Here is a 16,835-nt window from a genome sequence, read left to right as displayed (position 1 = left end):
TTGCTGTCAGCGGGCAAGCCTCAGGGTGACCAGCTGGAAGGGCCGCAGCGTGAGCTCCGCGGAGTCCGCCCCGGCCACCACGCCCGTCGACTCGACCGGCCGCTCGAGCAGGTCCACGGCCTGGATGCCCGTCGCCGGGAAGTTGGCGGTCAGGCGTCCGGCCGATCGCTGGCCCAGTGATTCGTACAGCCGGATGATGACGTCTCCCGAGCCGTCTTCGGCCAGCTTGACGGCTTCGACCACCAGGGCCGGGTTGTCCACCGTAACCAGCGCCTCGGCCGGGTGCGCGCCGAGCACCGTCCTCGGCGCGAGGTTGGCGCGGTAGCCCTCCTCGACGGCCTCGGCGATTCCCGCTGCCGGCCGGACCCAGACATCAAGCACGTGCGTGCCGCGGTCGGCCTGGGGGTCGGGGAACTCGGCCGCCCGCAGCAGCGAGAGCCGGACGGTGGTGGTGGTCCCGCCGTCGTCCCGGACAGTTCGGGCGACGTCGTGCCCGTACGTGGAGGCGTTGGCGATGGCCACGCCGTACCCGGGTTCTGAAACGTGGATCCAGCGGTGCGCGCAGATCTCGAACTTGGCAGCCTCCCACGACGTGTTCACGTGGGTCGGCCGGAAGACGTGGCCGAACTGGGTTTCCGCCGCCGACCGGTCCGCCCTCAGGTCCAGCGGGAATCCCAGCTTGAGCAGCTTTTCGCGCTCCTGCCAGTCAACCTCGGTGGAGATCCCCAAGGACGGGCTGCCCGCCGCCAGGGTGATGCGCTGGGTGATGCGGGAGGAACCGGTGAGCCGTTCCACCACGACGACGGCGTCCCCGCCGTTCCGCTCCAACCTCACCTCCGCGGCGTCGGCAAGGCTGGTGACGTTTCGCCGGTAGAACTCGTCGATGTCCCAGGCGTCCCATTCGTTGGGGGTGTCCCGGTGCAGCTCCAGGTGGTTTCCGAACTGGCCGGGTGCGATGGCTTCGCGGCCTGTCCCGTGGTCCCGCAGCGAGGTCAGGAGCCCGTCGTCATCCAGTACGGCACGGATGATTCCGTTGTCCAGGACAAAGCCGCCGTCCAGCGGTGTGGCCTGCACCTCATCCTCGGTTACCGCATGCACGGCGGCCGTGAGCGCGGGAACTCCAAGGCGGGCGTGCGGGCTCGCGTTGAGCAGGAACTCCTGCGTCCCCTCCCCCAGGAGGGCTGCGGCCGCCTCGCTGATGAGGGCTTCCAGCCCTTTGGCGACGGCGGCGTAGTTGCGTTCGGCGTCCTGGTGCACCCAGGCGATGGCGCTGCCGGGCAGGATGTCGTGGAACTGCTGCAGCAGGACCAGCTGCCACAGCCGCTTCAGCTCGGCCGCGGGGTACGTGTACTCCCCGCCGGAGCGGACGGCGGCCGTGGCGCACCACAGCTCCGCCTCGCGGAGGAGGTGCTCGGACCGGCGGTTGCCCTGCTTGGTCCTGGCCTGGCTGGTGTAGGTGCCGCGGTGCAGCTCCAGGTACATCTCACCCACCCAGACCGGCAGCGCTTTGTACTCTGCTTCGGCCTGCTCAAAGAAGCTGCGCGGCGATCCGATCCGGACCTTCGGCGACCCTTCCAGGTCGGCCGCGCGGTGCGCGGCGGCGACCATCTCCCGCGTCGGTCCGCCACCGCCGTCGCCATAGCCGAAGGGGACGAGCGAGATGGTGCCGTGTCCGTGGTCCCGGTAATTGCGCTCGGCGTGTGCCAGATCCCGGCCGCTGAGCTCGGAGTTGTACGTGTCCACCGGCGGGAAGTGCGTGAAGACGCGGGTGCCGTCAATGCCTTCCCAGTTGAAGGTGTGGTGCGGCATCCGGTTGATCTGGTTCCAGGAGATCTTCTGCGTCAGGAACCAGCGGCTCCCGGCGGCTTTGACGATCTGCGGCAGGGCTGCGGAGTACCCGAAAGAGTCCGGTAGCCAGGCTTCCATGCACTCGACGTCGAACTCCTTGAGGAAGAAGCTCTTGCCTTCGACGAACTGCCGGGCCATGGCCTCACCGCCGGGCATGTTGGTGTCCGACTCCACCCACATGCCGCCCACGGGAATGAACTGGCCGGATTTCACCTTCTCCCGGATGCGGGCGAAGAGCTCCGGGTAGTATTCCTTGATCCAGGCGAGCTGCTGGGCGGAGGAACAGGAGAACACGAAGTCCGGGTCCTCGTCCATGAGGGCAACCACATTGGAAAAGGTCCGGGCACACTTGCGCATGGTTTCCCGGACAGGCCACAGCCAGGCCGAATCGATGTGCGCGTGTCCGGTGGCCAGCAGCCGGTGGGCCGAGGCGTAGGCAGGCCTGGCCAGCACCTCCGCCAGCGCCTCGCGCCCGGCGGGCGCTGTGCCGGCGACGTCGTCCGGGTCCATGAGGTCCATCATCCGTTCCAGGGCACGGAGGATTTCGTGCCGGCGCGGCAGTTCGGTGGGCAGCTCATGCATGAGGCCGCTGAGTGTCAGCACGTCCTGCTGGAGTTCCCACACTGCCCGGTTCAGCTCCGCGATGGCGATGCTGCCCAGACGGTACTGCGGTTCGGTGCCCGCGGTGGCCTTGTCTCCGTACGGAGTCGGCGCGAAGCTCCAGCCCTGGGCAACATCGGGGTTGGCTGCTGCCTCCACATAGAAATCGACGGCGAGCCCGCTGCCCAGGAGCTTCAGCGGGATGTGCTGGTTGCGGGGCGAGATGGCCTTGATGATGCTGCCGTCCGGGCGCCAGGCGATTCCTTCGCACTGGAAGCCGGGAATCTCCGTGGTGAACCCGAGGTCCACAACGATTTCCACCTCGGTGTCCGGTGCTGTTCCCCAGGCATCCGGCACCTCTCCCTGAAGGCGCAGCCACTTTGTGCTCCACGGGCGCCCCCACGCGGCACCTTGTTCCTGCGGCAGGAAGTCCTGGCGCAGGGCCTCCAGAACCGGGACGGGTTCATCCGGAACGTCCCAGCCGGTCAGCTCCAGGGGCACGCTGCGCCCGTAAATGGCGGGGGTGATCCGTTCGCGGAGAAAGCGGTCCAGTCGGACTTCCGTGATCCGGCGGTCGTCGTGCAATGAGTACCTCTTTAGTACGTGAAAGCTGAAGCGGGCTGTGCTGGCTTTCGTGCGGGCATGGGCGTCGCGGTCAGCTTGGGGGGTCCGGGCAGTTCAGCTGCCTTATGAGCGGATCAACGTTTCCATTCGATGGATAAAATCTACTGCGCGGGCGTCCGGCAGCCAAGGGGCCACGCCCCTACTGCGGCACCGGCGAAGGCGTGGAGATGCGGCCCGCACCTGCGTAGACGTTCAGGCTGGTTCCCCGGCTGAACCCTGCCAGCGTGACGCCGGTGGACTCGGCCAGCTCCACGGCAAGGCTGGACGGAGCGCTGACGGCGGCGAGCACCGGAATGCCGGCCAGTGCGGCCTTCTGGACCAGCTCGAAAGAGGCCCGCCCCGACACCTGGAGCACGGTGTTCGTGAGCGGCAGCCGCCGTTCGCGCAGAGCCCAGCCCACCACCTTGTCCACCGCGTTGTGCCTGCCCACGTCCTCCCGGAGGCACAGCAGCTCCGCACCGCCGTCGTCGTCAATGCTGAACAGTCCGGCAGCGTGCACTCCCCCGGTCACCTCGAAGACGGCCTGCGCTTCCCGCAGCCGGTCCGGCAGTGAGGCAAGCGTCTCGACTGGAACGGTGAGCCGGTCGGCGGCGGGGTTGAAGTGTGATGACTTGGTGACCGATTCAATGGAGTCCGTGCCGCAGATCCCGCACGAGCTGGACGTGTAGACGTGCCGTCCGGTGTCCGGCAGTGGCACATCCGGCCGCAGCTGGGCTTCGACCACGTTGAATGTCTGGATCCCGTTTTCGTCTTCGCCGGCACAAAACCTGAGCGAGATCAGCTGATCGGCGTCCCAGATGACGCCCTCTGAGACGAGGAAACCTGCCACCAGGTCGAAGTCGTCCCCGGGCGTACGCATGGTGACAGAGAAGGACAGGTTCCCCAGCCGGATCTCGAGCGGTTCCTCCACGGCGAGCACGTCCTCGCGGTGCCGGACCGGGAACTCCAATGCCGCGGCCGAGCCGTCCAGGACGTAGCGGTACACCTTGCGTCGTTGCGTTACACGGCCCATGCGAGACTCCGCGCTGAGTGGCTGTTCATGCCTCCATCATTGCACCTCAGTCGAGCACGCACTTCAATCGAGCAGGGCACTCCAGTCCACCGGCCCGCTCTGGGCACCCTGTTTGGCCGACGCCCGGGACGCAGGCTTGCGCGCCGGGGTCTTGGGTTTGGGTTCGGCGGTCTTGGGCTCAGGGATGGCCGGACCCCAGGGCAGTGCGAAAGCCGGCACCATCTCGCCGAGCTGCACGCCGTGCGGCGGCACCACCAGGACGCCGTCGGCCGACGCCAGTCCGCGCATCATGCCCGGGCCGGTGTGCTGCGCAGGCGAGGCCATGCCGTAGAGGAGGCGGAAGGGCATCAGCCGCGTGCGCCCGGGGTCGGGCTCGAGCATGGTGCCGGAGGGGACTTCCCGGACCGGCGGCAGCTGGCCATGTCCGAGGGCAGCCAGCAGCGGCGCGCCCACCGTGGACAAGGCCATCATGGCCGCCAGCGGGTTGCCCGGCAGCCCCAGCACGAAGCGCCCGTCCGGAAGTTCTGCGAGGACGGCGGGGTGTCCGGGCCGCATTGCCACGCCGTCAATGATCAGCCGTCCGCCCAGTTCAGCCACTGCCCGCCTGAAGTGGTCGGTGCCGGAACGGCCGGTGCCGCCGGTGGTGATGACGACGTCGGCCGGCAGGTTCAGTGCCTCAGGCAGGCCTGAATCCTCGAGGCCCTCCAGCCATTCCGCGTAGCTGTCCCCGATGCGGACCTGTTCGCGGCACAGGCCGCCCAGCATCTCCACCACTGTGGCCAGCTGTGGCCCGAACGTGTCACGCACCCGCCCGGGCTCGGGCAGTCCCTGCTCCACCACTTCGGAGCCCGTCAGCACCAGCTTCACCACCGGCTTGCCGAGCACCTCCACCTCGTCGTACCCGGCCAGGGCGGCGAGGGCCACATGAGCGGGATTCAGCACAACGCCGGCCCTGACCAGCACGTCCCCGGCAGCCGCTTCCTCTGCGGCCTTCCGGATGTGCTGGCCGTTCCTCGGTTCGCCGGGCCGGGCGGCGCCTCCCAGCGTCAGGACAGGCAGGCCGTCATCGTCCGTGGACATCGCACCGCTCTCGGTGCGCAGCACTGCCTTGGCACCCGGCGGAATCAGTCCGCCCGTCACAATGACGCTCGCCTGGTGCGGCGCGAGACGCTGCCCCGGCTCGGCCAGGATCCACGGACCGGATCCGTTAACAGCCCAGCCGTCCATGGCCGACGACGCATAGTGCGGCATGTCCTGGTGGGCGGTGATGTCCGCGGCCAAAGTCCGGCCCACGGCGTCCCGCAGGGGCACGGCTGCCGCAGGTATCGGCGCGGCACAGTCGAAGGCGGCCTGCCGGGCCTCCGCCCAGGTATGCGCCAGGTGCTTCGCCGGCACGTCCGGCTCCCCCGGCGCGTCCGTCTCCCCCTCTGCGTTGGCACCGGGTCCGGGGTCGGCACCAGGTTCGACGACGGCACCGGGTTCGACGACGGGCGCGGGTTCGACGACGGGCGCTGGCTCGACGTCGGACGCGGCAGCAGGTGCGTCGTCGTCAGCGCGTGCATCCCTGGTGGGGGCCACGTCCCCGGTGGACGCTGCGTCCCCGGTGGAGTAGGGGTCGGTAGAGCGGTGCTCGGGCGCGGCTGTCATTCCCCCGGGGTCCCGGTGGGGCCCGACGTTCCGGCGGTGCCTGCCGCCGGGGTGCCCGCAGCAGCCTGCACCTCATCGGCGGCGTAGGCCTTGGCAACGGCGCGGGCCACGTCCATTGCGCCCTGCATGGCGTGACCGTCCGGGGCCTGGCCCGCGGCACACTTGAGGCCGGTGGCGAGCCCTGCTATGAAGGTGGTCAGCGGGGCTGCGGGACGCACCACGGAGTGCGCGGCAACTCCCGCAACGGACAACACCTCGTTGATGTCCACGTCCACATCCTCGAGCTCGAAGGCCCGCAGCAGCAGACGGCACCACTCCTCAAGCGTTTCGTCCTGGCTTTTCATGCCTGCCTCCAAATTTACGGCGGTCCGGAATGCGGGTCATTGCTCCCGGACAGCTACTCCCAACGCAGCCGCATCGTCCCAGGTGTCCACATCGTCGGTGGAGCCGGCAGGGACAACCACAGCCTGCACGTCAAGACTAGCAAGGAGGGCGAAGACTGACCCGTGCACCAGGGCGTTGCGTGCGGCGGCAGCCTGCACGGCGCGTTCCAGCCCAGCTGTGCCATAAAAACCCGCCAGCGGCTGCAGCCGCCCGTCGGCGGACGCGGCTATGACGCCGTCAGCGCCCCCGCCGGGAAGAGCGCCCAGGAGTGCGCGGACGGCATCGCCCACGCGGGGCATGTCGCACGCGAGAACCAGGACCATGCCCGCGGGGTCCGCACCCTGCAGGGCGGCCAGGCCGGCGGCGATTGCCGCCGCAGGACCCGCAAAAGGAGGGTCCTCTCGCGCGGTGAGGACTTCACCGGGAAGGCCTGCCGCCTCAGGTCCCACCACAACAATGTGCCGGGCACCCGCGGCAGCCGCGAGGGAGCGCTCAAGGAGGGTGGCGCCGCCATACATCAGGGCAGACTTGGGTGAGCCGCCCAGTCGCGAGGAGCGGCCGCCGGCCAGGATTATTGCGTCAAAGTCCACCCAACCAGACTAAGCCTCGAAGGCCCAGGCAGGAGTCAGGCTGCTCTTTCCGGAAGCAGGAACGGATCCCACGCCGGTGTGGGCTTTTCCAGCTCCTTGATCTGCCACATGGTGCCCACGGGTGGCGCCGGATCGAACCGGAGCTTCCAGCCCATTTCGCTGGGCGTGTGGTCACCCTTGACGTTGTTGCAGCGAAGGCAGGCTGCGACGAGGTTCTCCCAGGAGTCCGCACCGCCCCGCGATTTCGGCTGGACATGGTCTATGGTGTGGGCTGCCTTGCCGCAGTAGGCGCACCGGTGGCCGTCGCGGCGAAGCACACCGCGTCTGCTCACCGCGGTGATCATGTTGTACCGGGGGCGGATGTAGCGGTTGAGGAGAATCACGGACGGACGGCCCATGATGTCCTGCGGCCCGACGACAGGATCGTCGCCTTCGGCCACCACGCTTGCCTTTCCGGTGAGCACAAGGACCAGCGCCCGGCGGAAGGTCACTACCGCCAGCGGTTCATATCCAGCATTCAGAACGAGAGTGCGCATGCACATACCTCTTCACGGCCGCACCCGGCAGAGGCGCGAGGGCCGGCTGCCCTCTGCATGTCCGGGCTATGGATCGACACCATAAGAGTAAACACTCACTAGGCAGATGAGCGAATCGAACACAAGCATCACCTTGGCGTGTCGCCAAAAATTCACACGTGCGCAAGACAAAAAAGGACCCCCGCCATGCTGGCGGGGGTCCTTCCGTAACGCTTGGGTGTCTTAGCCGCCGACGCGGATGAAGACCGGGCCGGAGCCGACGTTCACGCTGAACAGTGCGGTGGTTCCGCCGTTCCAGCCGCCGTGGACGGCCTGGCCGTTGCCGACGTAGACAGCAATGTGGGCCAGGCCCATGCCGCCGTTCTGGTAGTAGGCGAGATCGCCCGGCTGAGCCTCAGCAGCGCTGACGGTGCGGCCGAGGGACAGGTAGCCTGCCGGCCAGCCGTGGTAGTGGACGCCCACAGCTGCAAGCGCGTTGGTGGCCAGGGCGGTGCAGTCCTGGGAGACGCCCAGCTGCGCGTAGGCGGCAGCAGCGATTGCAGCGCCCTTGCCGCTGGCGGCAGTGGTCTTCGGCGCTGCCGGGGCAGCGGTTTCGACGGCGGCCGTGGCCTGGACTGCCGGGGCGGCTTCAGTAACCGGAGCAGCCTCAACGGCGGGGGCCGCTTCCTGGACCTTGACGACAGGCTTGGGGGCCTCGACGACGGGAGCCGGGGCGGTGGAGACAGCAGGCTTCTCGTAGGAGATCGCGATGCTGGATGCAGCGGAGATGGTGGCCGGCGCAGCGGACTGTACTTCCAGGGTGGAAGCCGGAACGGATTCGCGCTGAACGTTGGTCTCGGCAGCGTTGGCGGCGATGCCGCTGGTCAGGACAAGACCGGAAGCAGCAGCGATAACTGCGGCCTGGCGGCCCACACCACCGGCGTTGTCGCCGACGGCCTTGGCAATGACAGCCAGCGAGTTGGTCTTGGTGACCTCGGCGCGGTGCCGTGCAATGGTCGCACGTGTAGTCATGAAAATGTCTCTCTTTCGTGTTCCACGGACCGCGGTAGCAGGACGTGGGTTATCGACGCGCCGGCATCTTGGGGGTAAGCCGGCCCGCCTCGAATCGGATTTTTAGCGAAGGGTGTAAAAAGCGGACGTGCCCGTTGCGGACACCGCGTGCAACAGAGTGCCGTCCGAGGGGTTCAGCGCGCTGATCATCATGCCGTTGCCGACGTAGATGCCCACGTGGGCGCCGCCGTTCTGCATGACCAGGTCGCCGGGAGCAGGCGTGGAGGTGGGCTTCATGGCGTTCCATGCGTTGACGCGGGGAATGCTGATGCCTGCCTGAGCGTAAACCCACTGGGTGAAGCCGGAGCAGTCCCAGCCGCTGGGGGTGGTGCCGCCCCAGACGTAGGGGTTGCCGATGCCGGTGTACGCGATTGCAGCCAGTCCGGACGCTGCGGCGGAAGCCGCACCATCGGTGGACTTGGCGGTGACGGCCTGGGCCGCACCGGTGCTCTCGTCGCTGGCCTGGCCTGCGTCGCCCGTCTGGCCCTCATCGCTCGCCTGCGGAGCAATGGTTTCGGCGACCGGGGCTGCCACCGTGGTGACTTCAGGACGCTCGAAGGAGACAGTGGCGGTTGGCGCGGCGGTCACAGCAAGCTGCGCGGCCTGGGATCCGGTCTCCGAGGAGGCGGAAACACCAATGTTGGCGTCGGCTGCGTTGGCAGGCATGCCAACGCTCAGGATGAGACCTGAAGCAGCTGCGATAACAGCTGCCTGGCGACCTACTGTGCCGGCATTGGCGCTAACCGCCTTGGACACGGAGTCCAATGGGTTCATACGAACCGTTTGCGCGCGGTGGCGCGCGGCATTATGGCGTGAAGACACGAAGGTAGCCTCTCCCAATGCCTGCGAGGTGAGCTGTCGGATTCGGATGGGAGTGCACCCGGCCGCTCGGCTTCCTGGGAAGCTTTTGCGACTTAACCCCAAGGCCTTCTTGCGAAGACCAAAATTGGTTCCCCCGCCCCTGCCAGACGATGTAATGCGAACGGACCTTGAGCGGTGGCAGAGCTAGGCAATCCACTCAAGAGCGTCAACTTCGGAAAAGTTGACGCGGTTTAGACGGTACAGCAGTTCGGAGCGAATGTCACATTCAGGTCACGGCATGTCACAGGAATGAGAGTGCTCACTCGGTTTGGCCTAAAGCCAGCCGGTGGGATCAACGACTTCCCCGTTGACCATCACCTCGAAGTGGAGGTGGCAGCCGGTGGAGGCGCCGGTGGTCCCGCTCAGGGCAATCGCCTCACCGCGGGTGACCTTTTGGCCAACCTCGACGCTGGAGGACGACAGGTGGTTGTACGTGGTCTCCAAGCCGTTGCCGTGGTCGATGACCACGCGGTTGCCTCCCCCGTACGGATGCCATCCCGAGAACGTGACTTTGCCGCTGGCCGCAGCAAGCACTTGCGTGCCGCACTGGGCGGCGAAGTCCTGGCCGCGGTGGAACTCGCCGGCGCCGCCGGTGATCGGGCTGACCCGGTAACCGAAGGGCGAGGACTTGACCAGCGTGGTCAGCGGCCCGCCCAGGGTGCCCACAGAGGCCGCACGGCTGATGCTGCCGGCCGACTGGGCACTCAGGAGCTGCTTGAGCTTTCCGTCCGGGTCACCGGTGGTGGAGACGGACGTGCGGCTGAAGTCGATCTTTGCTGCCGCTTCCGCCGAGACCTTCGGCTGGGCCGGCGAGGCGGCGGACGCCGATGCCGCTCCCTGCTGCTCTCCGGCAGCCAGGACGGGACTCGTGGCGGGGACAGTAACAGTCAGCAGCAGGCCGGTGGCAGCAAGGGCCACTCCAGCCTTTTGCCCAACACCACTGGCCGAAGCGAAGTCCGTAACCTGCCGGAACGGACCCCGACGGCGGCGGCGCGCTTCGCGCTGGGCGTCCCGGGGACGGTCCGCGGCAACGGCATCCGCGAGGCGCGGCTCAGGAGCGGGACCGGACGCGCGGCGGCGGCCCCGGGCATTCTGCATGGACAAGTACTGCTTCCTCTCTGGATAGCCTGCGAAGTTAGCTGTCGGATTCGGGTCAGAGAGTTCGGACCCGGTCCGCCATAACAAGCCATTCCGGCACAGGGGTATCCCGGGAGGATTCCTTCTGCGGAAGAGACTTGCTGCTGCGGACTTCACCCCAAGGCTGCAGAAACAGCCGGTTGTGGTTCCCCCGCCCCTGCCAGTGAGTGACTCGTGCTACTGATCTGCTGGCAAGGCTCGGCTCCAGATCAGGTAACGCTTTTGCATCGGCGTTGCTGTTTAACTATAGGCGATTAAGAGGCGCAGTAATAATTCCGTTATATTCACTGTGCACAAGTGGTAGGTCATCCTGCCTGCAGATGTCAGACAGGACACAGCACCCGGCGGGCCGGCGCTTTTCGGACCTAAGCCACCCGGACGAACACGTGCGCAGCGACTTCCGGCGGCAGCTCAAGGGCGCCCTCGAACCCGGGCACGCGGACGGAAATGTACTCCCCCACACGTTCGAGCGAGACAGCGGCACCGGGCCGGATCCCGCCTTCATCCAACTGGACCAGCAACTCCGGCTCCACCTGGATGGGCTCTGCCAGGCGGCTGACGGTGACCTTGGATTCCGGACCGTAGCCGGTCATGGCATCGAGCAGGTTCACCACGCCGTCCGAGAACGCGCGGGCGGGCTGGCCGCCGAGCGCGGCCAGGCCGGGGATGGGGTTGCCGTACGGCGACTCGGTGGGATGGTCGAGCAATTCGTAAATCCTGCGCTCCACCCGTTCACTCATCACGTGCTCCCACCGGCAGGCCTCGTCATGAACGTAGGCCCAGTCGAGTCCGATGACGTCGGCGAGGAGGCGCTCGGCGAGCCTGTGTTTGCGCATCACCTCGGTGGCGCGTTTCCGGCCCACTTCGGTCAGCTCGAGGTGGCGGTCACCGGAGACGACGACGAGGCCGTCGCGCTCCATCCTGCCGATGGTCTGCGAAACGGTGGGGCCCGAGTGGCGGAGACGTTCGGCGATGCGTGCCCGAAGCGCCACGATGTTCTCTTCCTCCAGCTCCAGAATGGTGCGAAGGTACATCTCCGTGGTGTCGATCAGATCCGTCATTCAGCTCAGCTCCTCGAGCCCAGTATTTGTGTCTGTCCCACCGTACCGCGGGCGCGCCGCACCGGGATCCGGCAAGCTGCAGCGGCGGTCGCATATCCGACGGCGGCGCAGCACCGGCTGTCTGCCCGTACGTCCAGTGCCAGCTTAGCCTATTTTGAATTAGTCCGGATAATCCGGGCGGCGGGCGGCGGGCCTGTCTCAGTGACTGGACTATGACGGGTGCGTGTTCCCGCGGTATCCGCGCTTCGGGCAGAATAAGGAGGGTCTTCGTGGCGGTCATGGTTGCCTGCCGGCCATCGCCCCGACCCAGCCGAACCGCACTTCCATGCCGAAAATTGGAGCCATTGTGAGCGACACCAGCATCACTATTCCCGCAAACCTCCTGCCCAAGGACGGACGGTTCGGCGCCGGTCCCTCCAAGGTCAGGCCCGAGCAGATCGAGGCCCTCTCCGCGGCCGCCACGACGCTCCTGGGCACGTCGCACCGCCAGGCCCCCGTGAAGAACCTCGTGGGATCCGTCCGCGAAGGCCTGAGCACCTTCTTCCGTGCCCCCGAGGGCTACGAAGTTGTCCTCGGCGTCGGCGGTTCCACCGCGTTCTGGGACGTCGCCAGCTTCGGCCTTGTGGAACAGAAGGCACAGCACCTGTCCTTCGGCGAGTTCGGGTCCAAGTTCGCTGCGGCCACCAACAAGGCGCCGTTCCTCGCGGAGTCCTCCATCATCAAGTCCGAGCCCGGCACCTGCCCCGCCCCGAAGGCCGAGGCCGGCGTCGACGTGTACGCCTGGCCGCAGAACGAGACCTCAACGGGTGTCGCTGCTCCCGTCCAGCGGGTGAACGGCGCCGACGACGGCGCGCTGGTGCTGGTGGACGCGACCTCGGCCGCCGGCGGCCTCGATGTCGACGTGGCCCAGACGGACGTCTACTACTTCGCGCCGCAAAAGAACTTCGCCTCCGACGGCGGGCTGTGGCTGGGCCTCTTCTCCCCGGCCGCGCTGGAGCGGGCTGAGCGCGTCAAGGCCAGCGGGCGCTGGATCCCGGACTTCCTGGACCTGAAGACCGCCATCGACAACTCCAAGCTGAACCAGACGTACAACACCCCGTCCCTGTCCACGCTCGTCACGCTGGATGCCCAGGTGCAGTGGCTCAACGCCAACGGCGGCCTCGACTTCGCCGCCGGCCGCACGGCCGACTCGGCCGGCCGCATCTACAAGTGGGCGGAAGCCTCCGAGTTCGCCACCCCGTTCGTTGCCAACGCCGCCGAGCGCTCCAACGTCATCGCCACCATCGACTTCGACGACTCGATCGATGCCGCCGCCATTGCCAAGGTGCTTCGCGCCAACGGCATCGTGGACACCGAGCCCTACCGGAAGCTGGGACGCAATCAGCTGCGCATCGCCACCTTCGTGGCCATCGAGCCTTCCGATGTCTCCGCCCTGCTGGAGTGCATCGACTACGTGGTGGGCGAACTGAAGAAGTAGCCAGCGGGGTTGGGACTTTTCACTTAAAGTTCGACGGCGCCGTCCGGGCTTGCGTCCGGACGGCGCCGTCAGTGGTTGTGATCCATGAGTCGTTGTGATTAGTCGCGTTCCTGGGCGCCGGGCGCTGCTTCGACGTCGGACTGTGCTTCAACGCCGGACTCTGCTTCAGCGTCAGCCGCTGTCTCGGCGCCGGGTTCTGCTTCAGCGTCAGCCGCCGTCTCGGTGTCGGGCTCTGTTTCAGAGCCAGCGGACGCCTCCCCCGGCGCTTCCTGCTGGTCCTGCTCTTGTACGTCCTGCTCCTGTGCGTCCTCAGGGCGTACGCGCTCTGCCCACGGCACCCACTCCGGGGCGAGGATCGAGTCTTCGGACGGGAGCAGGCCAAGCTCGTTGACAGTGATCACTTTGGAGCGGGAGTTGCGGGTCAGGACGGCGTACCACTGCCAGCCGAGGTACCCCGGCAGCCGTGACTCGAATAGGTGTGTCACCACGCGGTCGCCCTCGGTCCGGGCGGCCAGGTGGTCCCCGATTTCGGATGCCTTCGCGATGCCTTCGATGGCAGTCCGGGCCGCGTCCACGGCAGCGGCCAGCACGGCGTCAGGCTTACCCGTCCGCCACACCGGGACGCCGGTGCGGCGCTGGGGTGCCTTGGGTTCCGCCTTGGGTTCCGCCTGTTCAGGTTCCGGGTTCATCGGGAGGCCTAGGCGTCCAGCTCGTCGGCAACCTTACGCAGGGCAGTGGCGATTGCCTTGCCCTTGTTGCCGTCCGGGTACTTGCCGGACGACAGCGTGCCGGACAGGTTGTCCAGGACCGTCACCAGGTCCTGCACCAGCGGGGCAAGATCCCTCGCGCTGGGGCGCTTGGCCTTTGCGATGGACGGTGTCTTGTCGAGGACTCGCAGGCCGAGGGCCTGGGCGCCCTTGCGTCCGTCTGCGACGCCGAACTCAACCCGGGTGCCGGCCTTCAGTTCGGTGACTCCGGCGGGGAGCGCCGACTTGGGAAGGAACACTTCCTGTCCGTCCTCGCCCGCGAGGAATCCGAAACCTTTATCCTTGTCGTACCACTTGACCTTGCCGGTAGGCACCTAATCAACCTTCTTCGTTCTGACGTTCTGGGACACGGCCGGCCGTCACCGCATCCGCACTGATGTGCGGGTTCAGGGTATGACTGCCTGGTCCATGTTGGTCTGTTCCTTCAAGGTTATCCTGACTGGCAGGCTAATCCCGCTTTTGAGGCGCGGCCTCGGCACTGCTGTTAGCGTTACGTCCATGACATCCGCGCGTATCCGGCGGCCACTGATGGCCGCCGCAGTGCTCCTTGCAGTTTTGTCCCTCGCAGCGGTCGGGGCGGTCATAGCCCTTGCCGCTGCGGGCCAGGCGGCGCCGCAGTGGATCACGTCAACGGCACTCTATGGCCTTCCGGCGGCCTTCCTGCTGATGCTCGTGCTGGTGGCCGACGGCGTTGCCGCCCGCCGCCGGGCAGGAAGCCCCGCCGGGCGGTAACGTTGGACTGATGTCCCTCATTCGAGCGCTCAGCAAGGAACTGGAGGCACGCAGCGACGAGTCGCTGCGGGCTTTGTTCGCTGCGCGGCCGGACCTGATCTCCCCCGGCGTTCCCGACTTCCCCGCCCTGGCCGCCCGCGCCAGCGCGCGGGCGAGCGTGCAGCGGGCCCTGGAGCGCCTGAACCGTCCGCAAATGCAGGTGCTGGAGACCCTGCACCTGTGCACCAACACGGACACCGGGCACAGCGCATCGGCGGCCGTGCTGAAGAAGGCCATCGCAGGTTCAACTGTGGCGGCCATCGAACAGCTCCTGCAGTCACTGCATGATCTCGCCCTGGTGCAGCGGGCGGAGCCGCCGCATGGGGCGGGCCCCGGCGCCCAGAGGCAGCGCTTCTATCTTCCGGTGAGCAGTCTGAAGGACGTCGTCGGGATCTACCCGGCAGGGCTGGGGCGCAGCTACACCGAACTGGTCAGGTTGCAGCCGGCCTTCGCCCAGCGCGTCGTCCAGCTGGTGGCGGAACTGCGCCGCAGCGGCGCCGCCGTGCAGGCGGCCACCACGCCGATGGACGCAGCCCTGGCGCTCCAGCACTGGACCTCTTCCCCCGAGGGACTGCAGGCACTCCTCGCCGGCGCCCCGGAGCGGACCACCGCGCTGCTGGCCCGGTTCAGCAACTGGGCGATGGGTGCCGTACCTCAGGCCCAGCGGAAGGCCTCCGTCACCACTGAAGGTCACGACGTCGGGCCGGTCGACTGGCTGCTGGCCCGTGGCCTGCTGGTGCCGCTGGATGCTGCACATGTGGAACTGCCGCACAGCGTGGGCATTTCCCTGCGCGGCGGAGCCATCATCAACAACTTCTCCCTGACTCCGCCCGCCCCGATGCTCGGCGTCACCACGGCCGCGCTCCGCCGCAATGCCGCGCTCGGGGCCATCGCCGAAACTTTGCGCCTCACCGGCGAATTGCTGCACGCGGTCAGGGACCAACCCCTGGCCACCCTGCGGAGCGGCGGGGTGGGCATCCGCGAGATGCGCCGGCTCGCCGAGGCGCTCCGCGTGGACCACCACACCACTGCGGTGCTGCTGGAGCTCTGTGCCCTGGCGGGCCTGATCCGGCTGGACGTGGACAGTTCGTGCTGGGTGCAGCCGCCCCAGCTGGAATGGCTCGGGCTGCCGCGGCAGGAACAGTGGCTGTGGCTCGTGAACGCCTGGCTGGCCAGCGAGCGCGCCCCGTCACTCGTGGGGCAGCCCATGAATGGCCAGCCTGCTGGGCCCGCCAACCACCGGCCCGCCCCGGCGGCCACCGTCAACGCCCTGTCTGCCGAGGCGCAGCGGTCCGACGCGCCCGTCATCCGGAAGAGGATCCTGGAGATCTTGCGGGAGCTGACGCTCGAGGCGAAGGTGCCGGACGGGGCGGCGCCGGTGCTCAATGCGGAGGCCGTGCTGCTGCGTGCCGAGTGGTCGCAGCCCCGCATGGCGCGGCGGTTCAGTTCCTTGATCAGCGGAGTGCTTGCCGAGGCGGAGCTGCTGGGGCTGATCGGGTCCGGCGCGCTCAGCCAGCTGGGTGCCGCCATCGCCGCGGACGCGCCGGACGACGCCATGGACCTCCTCGGCGAACACCTCCCGGCGGCCCTCAACCATGTGCTCCTGCAAGCCGATCTGACCGCGGTAGCGCCCGGCTACCTCGCCCCATACCTGGCCGAGCAGCTCCAGCAGATGGCCGACGCCGAGGGGCAGGGCCCGGCCACGACGTACCGGTTCTCCGCGGAGTCCATCCGGCGGGCCCTGGACTCGGGCCAGGACGCTGCAGCCATCCTTGATTTCCTCCGCCGGTACTCGGCCACCGCCGTGCCGCAGCCGCTGCAGTACCTGGTGGAGGACACAGCCGCCAGGCACGGCAAGCTGCGGGTCGGAGCGGCCGCGAGTTTCATCCAGAGCGACGACGAAGCTGCGCTCAGTGAGCTCTGCCGGGAGGCCGCGGCCTCGTCCCTGGGCCTGGTCCGGATCGCCCCCACCGTCCTGGTCTCCATGGCCTCACCCCGGCAGACGGCCCTCGTGCTGCGCGGGCTGGGGCTGTCACCTGCCGTCGAAGAGGCCGGATCCGCCGTCGTCCGCCTCAACCGCACCGCCCCCCTTCCGGGCACCGGGCGCCCCGTCTACAGCGCGCCGCGCACCGCCCTTCCCGACGCCGACGTCGCCGCCCAGCTCGCCATTCTCCGCAGCCGTGCGGAGCACGGCACCAGCCCAAACGGCTCCCGTCCGGCTGCCGCCGGCGCCGAGGAGGCAACCCAGCTGGGACTGGAGACCCTGCACAAGGCCATCAGGCTCCGGCAAAAGGTAGTGATGAACGTCGTGGACAGTCTGGGGAATGCGAAACTGGAAACGGTGGTTCCGGTCTCCGTGGCGGGCGGACGCGTCCGTGTGTTCGACCCCGCAAAGGACACGGAGCGGGTGCTCTCCATCCACCGGATCATCGATATCGAGGCAGCAGAGGAAATGCAGCAGTGAAGGTTC

At 67.8% G+C, this 16,835-nt stretch carries 15 protein-coding genes and 2 riboswitches; of the genes, 3 read left to right on the top strand and 12 right to left on the bottom strand.

Translation table 11 applies throughout. The annotated features are described in order from the left end of the window. Positions 1-6 precede the first annotated feature (6 nt). The 10 genes from CXZ05_RS14175 to CXZ05_RS14130 all read right to left on the bottom strand — a co-directional run bounded on the left by CXZ05_RS14175 (position 7) and on the right by CXZ05_RS14130 (position 11,350). Positions 7-3,033: a glycoside hydrolase family 38 C-terminal domain-containing protein gene (locus tag CXZ05_RS14175; RefSeq protein WP_102973189.1), complete on the bottom strand. Its 3,027-nt coding sequence runs from the start codon at positions 3,031-3,033 to the stop codon at positions 7-9. A gap of 178 nt (positions 3,034-3,211) precedes the next feature. Continuing rightward, positions 3,212-4,084 (bottom strand): formate dehydrogenase accessory sulfurtransferase FdhD, encoded by an 873-nt coding sequence (fdhD, locus tag CXZ05_RS14170; protein WP_102973188.1) that lies wholly within the window; start codon positions 4,082-4,084, stop codon positions 3,212-3,214. Positions 4,085-4,147: 63 nt separating this feature from the next. After that, the gene (locus CXZ05_RS14165; protein ID WP_258006586.1) at positions 4,148-5,731 is read right to left on the bottom strand and encodes a molybdopterin molybdotransferase MoeA; all 1,584 of its coding nucleotides are present in this window, start codon (positions 5,729-5,731) and stop codon (positions 4,148-4,150) included. Beyond that, positions 5,728-6,075, bottom strand: coding sequence for a DUF6457 domain-containing protein (locus CXZ05_RS14160; RefSeq protein WP_102973187.1), 348 nt, complete (start codon positions 6,073-6,075; stop codon positions 5,728-5,730). The genes CXZ05_RS14165 and CXZ05_RS14160 overlap by 4 nt, the downstream gene beginning before the upstream one ends. Positions 6,076-6,111: 36 nt before the next feature. Further along, on the bottom strand, positions 6,112-6,705 hold the full coding sequence (locus CXZ05_RS14155) for a molybdenum cofactor guanylyltransferase (protein ID WP_102973186.1): 594 nt from the start codon (positions 6,703-6,705) through the stop codon (positions 6,112-6,114). A gap of 35 nt (positions 6,706-6,740) precedes the next feature. Next, positions 6,741-7,241 carry an HNH endonuclease gene (locus CXZ05_RS14150; RefSeq protein ID WP_003804664.1) on the bottom strand — a complete coding sequence of 167 codons (501 nt, stop codon included), beginning with the start codon at positions 7,239-7,241 and terminating at the stop codon, positions 6,741-6,743. Between the two features lie 222 nt (positions 7,242-7,463). Further along, positions 7,464-8,252, bottom strand: a complete 789-nt coding sequence (locus tag CXZ05_RS14145; protein WP_102973185.1) for an NlpC/P60 family protein — start codon at positions 8,250-8,252, stop codon at positions 7,464-7,466. Positions 8,253-8,354: 102 nt separating this feature from the next. Further along, entirely contained in the window at positions 8,355-8,957 is a 603-nt protein-coding gene (locus CXZ05_RS14140) for a C40 family peptidase (protein WP_102973254.1), read from the bottom strand. Between the two features lie 160 nt (positions 8,958-9,117). Next, positions 9,118-9,303: riboswitch (cyclic di-AMP (ydaO/yuaA leader) on the bottom strand. A gap of 122 nt (positions 9,304-9,425) precedes the next feature. Next, positions 9,426-10,250, bottom strand: a complete 825-nt coding sequence (locus CXZ05_RS14135) for a M23 family metallopeptidase (protein WP_180987395.1) — start codon at positions 10,248-10,250, stop codon at positions 9,426-9,428. A gap of 11 nt (positions 10,251-10,261) precedes the next feature. After that, positions 10,262-10,503: riboswitch (cyclic di-AMP (ydaO/yuaA leader) on the bottom strand. 151 nt (positions 10,504-10,654) lie between these two features. Then, on the bottom strand, positions 10,655-11,350 hold the full coding sequence (locus CXZ05_RS14130; RefSeq protein WP_102973183.1) for a metal-dependent transcriptional regulator: 696 nt from the start codon (positions 11,348-11,350) through the stop codon (positions 10,655-10,657). A gap of 346 nt (positions 11,351-11,696) precedes the next feature. Here CXZ05_RS14130 and serC point away from each other — a divergent pair, with 346 nt between their 5' ends. Continuing rightward, the gene (gene serC / locus CXZ05_RS14125; RefSeq protein WP_102973182.1) at positions 11,697-12,827 is read left to right on the top strand and encodes a phosphoserine transaminase; all 1,131 of its coding nucleotides are present in this window, start codon (positions 11,697-11,699) and stop codon (positions 12,825-12,827) included. A 98-nt stretch (positions 12,828-12,925) separates the two neighbouring features. Here serC and CXZ05_RS14120 read toward each other — a convergent pair whose 3' ends face one another. Both CXZ05_RS14120 and CXZ05_RS14115 read right to left on the bottom strand, forming a co-directional pair. After that, positions 12,926-13,516, bottom strand: coding sequence for a DUF3027 domain-containing protein (locus tag CXZ05_RS14120; RefSeq protein WP_102973181.1), 591 nt, complete (start codon positions 13,514-13,516; stop codon positions 12,926-12,928). 8 nt (positions 13,517-13,524) lie between these two features. Further along, a complete protein-coding gene (locus CXZ05_RS14115) occupies positions 13,525-13,908 on the bottom strand; it encodes a cold-shock protein (protein WP_102973180.1) in 384 nt (127 codons plus the stop codon). 184 nt (positions 13,909-14,092) lie between these two features. On the opposite strand from CXZ05_RS14115, the gene CXZ05_RS14110 reads away from it, so the two are divergent. Both CXZ05_RS14110 and CXZ05_RS14105 read left to right on the top strand, forming a co-directional pair. Next, the gene (locus CXZ05_RS14110; protein ID WP_102973179.1) at positions 14,093-14,326 is read left to right on the top strand and encodes a hypothetical protein; all 234 of its coding nucleotides are present in this window, start codon (positions 14,093-14,095) and stop codon (positions 14,324-14,326) included. Between the two features lie 10 nt (positions 14,327-14,336). After that, positions 14,337-16,829, top strand: a complete 2,493-nt coding sequence (locus CXZ05_RS14105) for a helicase-associated domain-containing protein (RefSeq protein ID WP_102973178.1) — start codon at positions 14,337-14,339, stop codon at positions 16,827-16,829. Positions 16,830-16,835 lie beyond the last annotated feature (6 nt).

This window comes from Arthrobacter sp. AFG20, assembly GCF_002892795.1.
GTDB lineage: Bacteria > Actinomycetota > Actinomycetes > Actinomycetales > Micrococcaceae > Arthrobacter.
Note: the sequence above shows the minus strand (reverse complement) of the source record. Positions and strands in the feature narration are given on the sequence as shown.

Coding starts and splice junctions, on each gene's coding strand:
- fdhD (WP_102973188.1), bottom strand. CDS start 4,084: ATGGGCCGTGTAACGCAACGACGCAAGGTGTACCGCTACGTCCTGGAC.
- CXZ05_RS14165 (WP_258006586.1), bottom strand. CDS start 5,731: ATGACAGCCGCGCCCGAGCACCGCTCTACCGACCCCTACTCCACCGGG.
- CXZ05_RS14160 (WP_102973187.1), bottom strand. CDS start 6,075: ATGAAAAGCCAGGACGAAACGCTTGAGGAGTGGTGCCGTCTGCTGCTG.
- CXZ05_RS14150 (WP_003804664.1), bottom strand. CDS start 7,241: ATGCGCACTCTCGTTCTGAATGCTGGATATGAACCGCTGGCGGTAGTG.
- CXZ05_RS14145 (WP_102973185.1), bottom strand. CDS start 8,252: ATGACTACACGTGCGACCATTGCACGGCACCGCGCCGAGGTCACCAAG.
- CXZ05_RS14140 (WP_102973254.1), bottom strand. CDS start 8,957: ATGCCTGCCAACGCAGCCGACGCCAACATTGGTGTTTCCGCCTCCTCG.
- CXZ05_RS14135 (WP_180987395.1), bottom strand. CDS start 10,250: ATGCAGAATGCCCGGGGCCGCCGCCGCGCGTCCGGTCCCGCTCCTGAG.
- CXZ05_RS14130 (WP_102973183.1), bottom strand. CDS start 11,350: ATGACGGATCTGATCGACACCACGGAGATGTACCTTCGCACCATTCTG.
- CXZ05_RS14120 (WP_102973181.1), bottom strand. CDS start 13,516: ATGAACCCGGAACCTGAACAGGCGGAACCCAAGGCGGAACCCAAGGCA.
- CXZ05_RS14110 (WP_102973179.1), top strand. CDS start 14,093: ATGACATCCGCGCGTATCCGGCGGCCACTGATGGCCGCCGCAGTGCTC.
- CXZ05_RS14105 (WP_102973178.1), top strand. CDS start 14,337: ATGTCCCTCATTCGAGCGCTCAGCAAGGAACTGGAGGCACGCAGCGAC.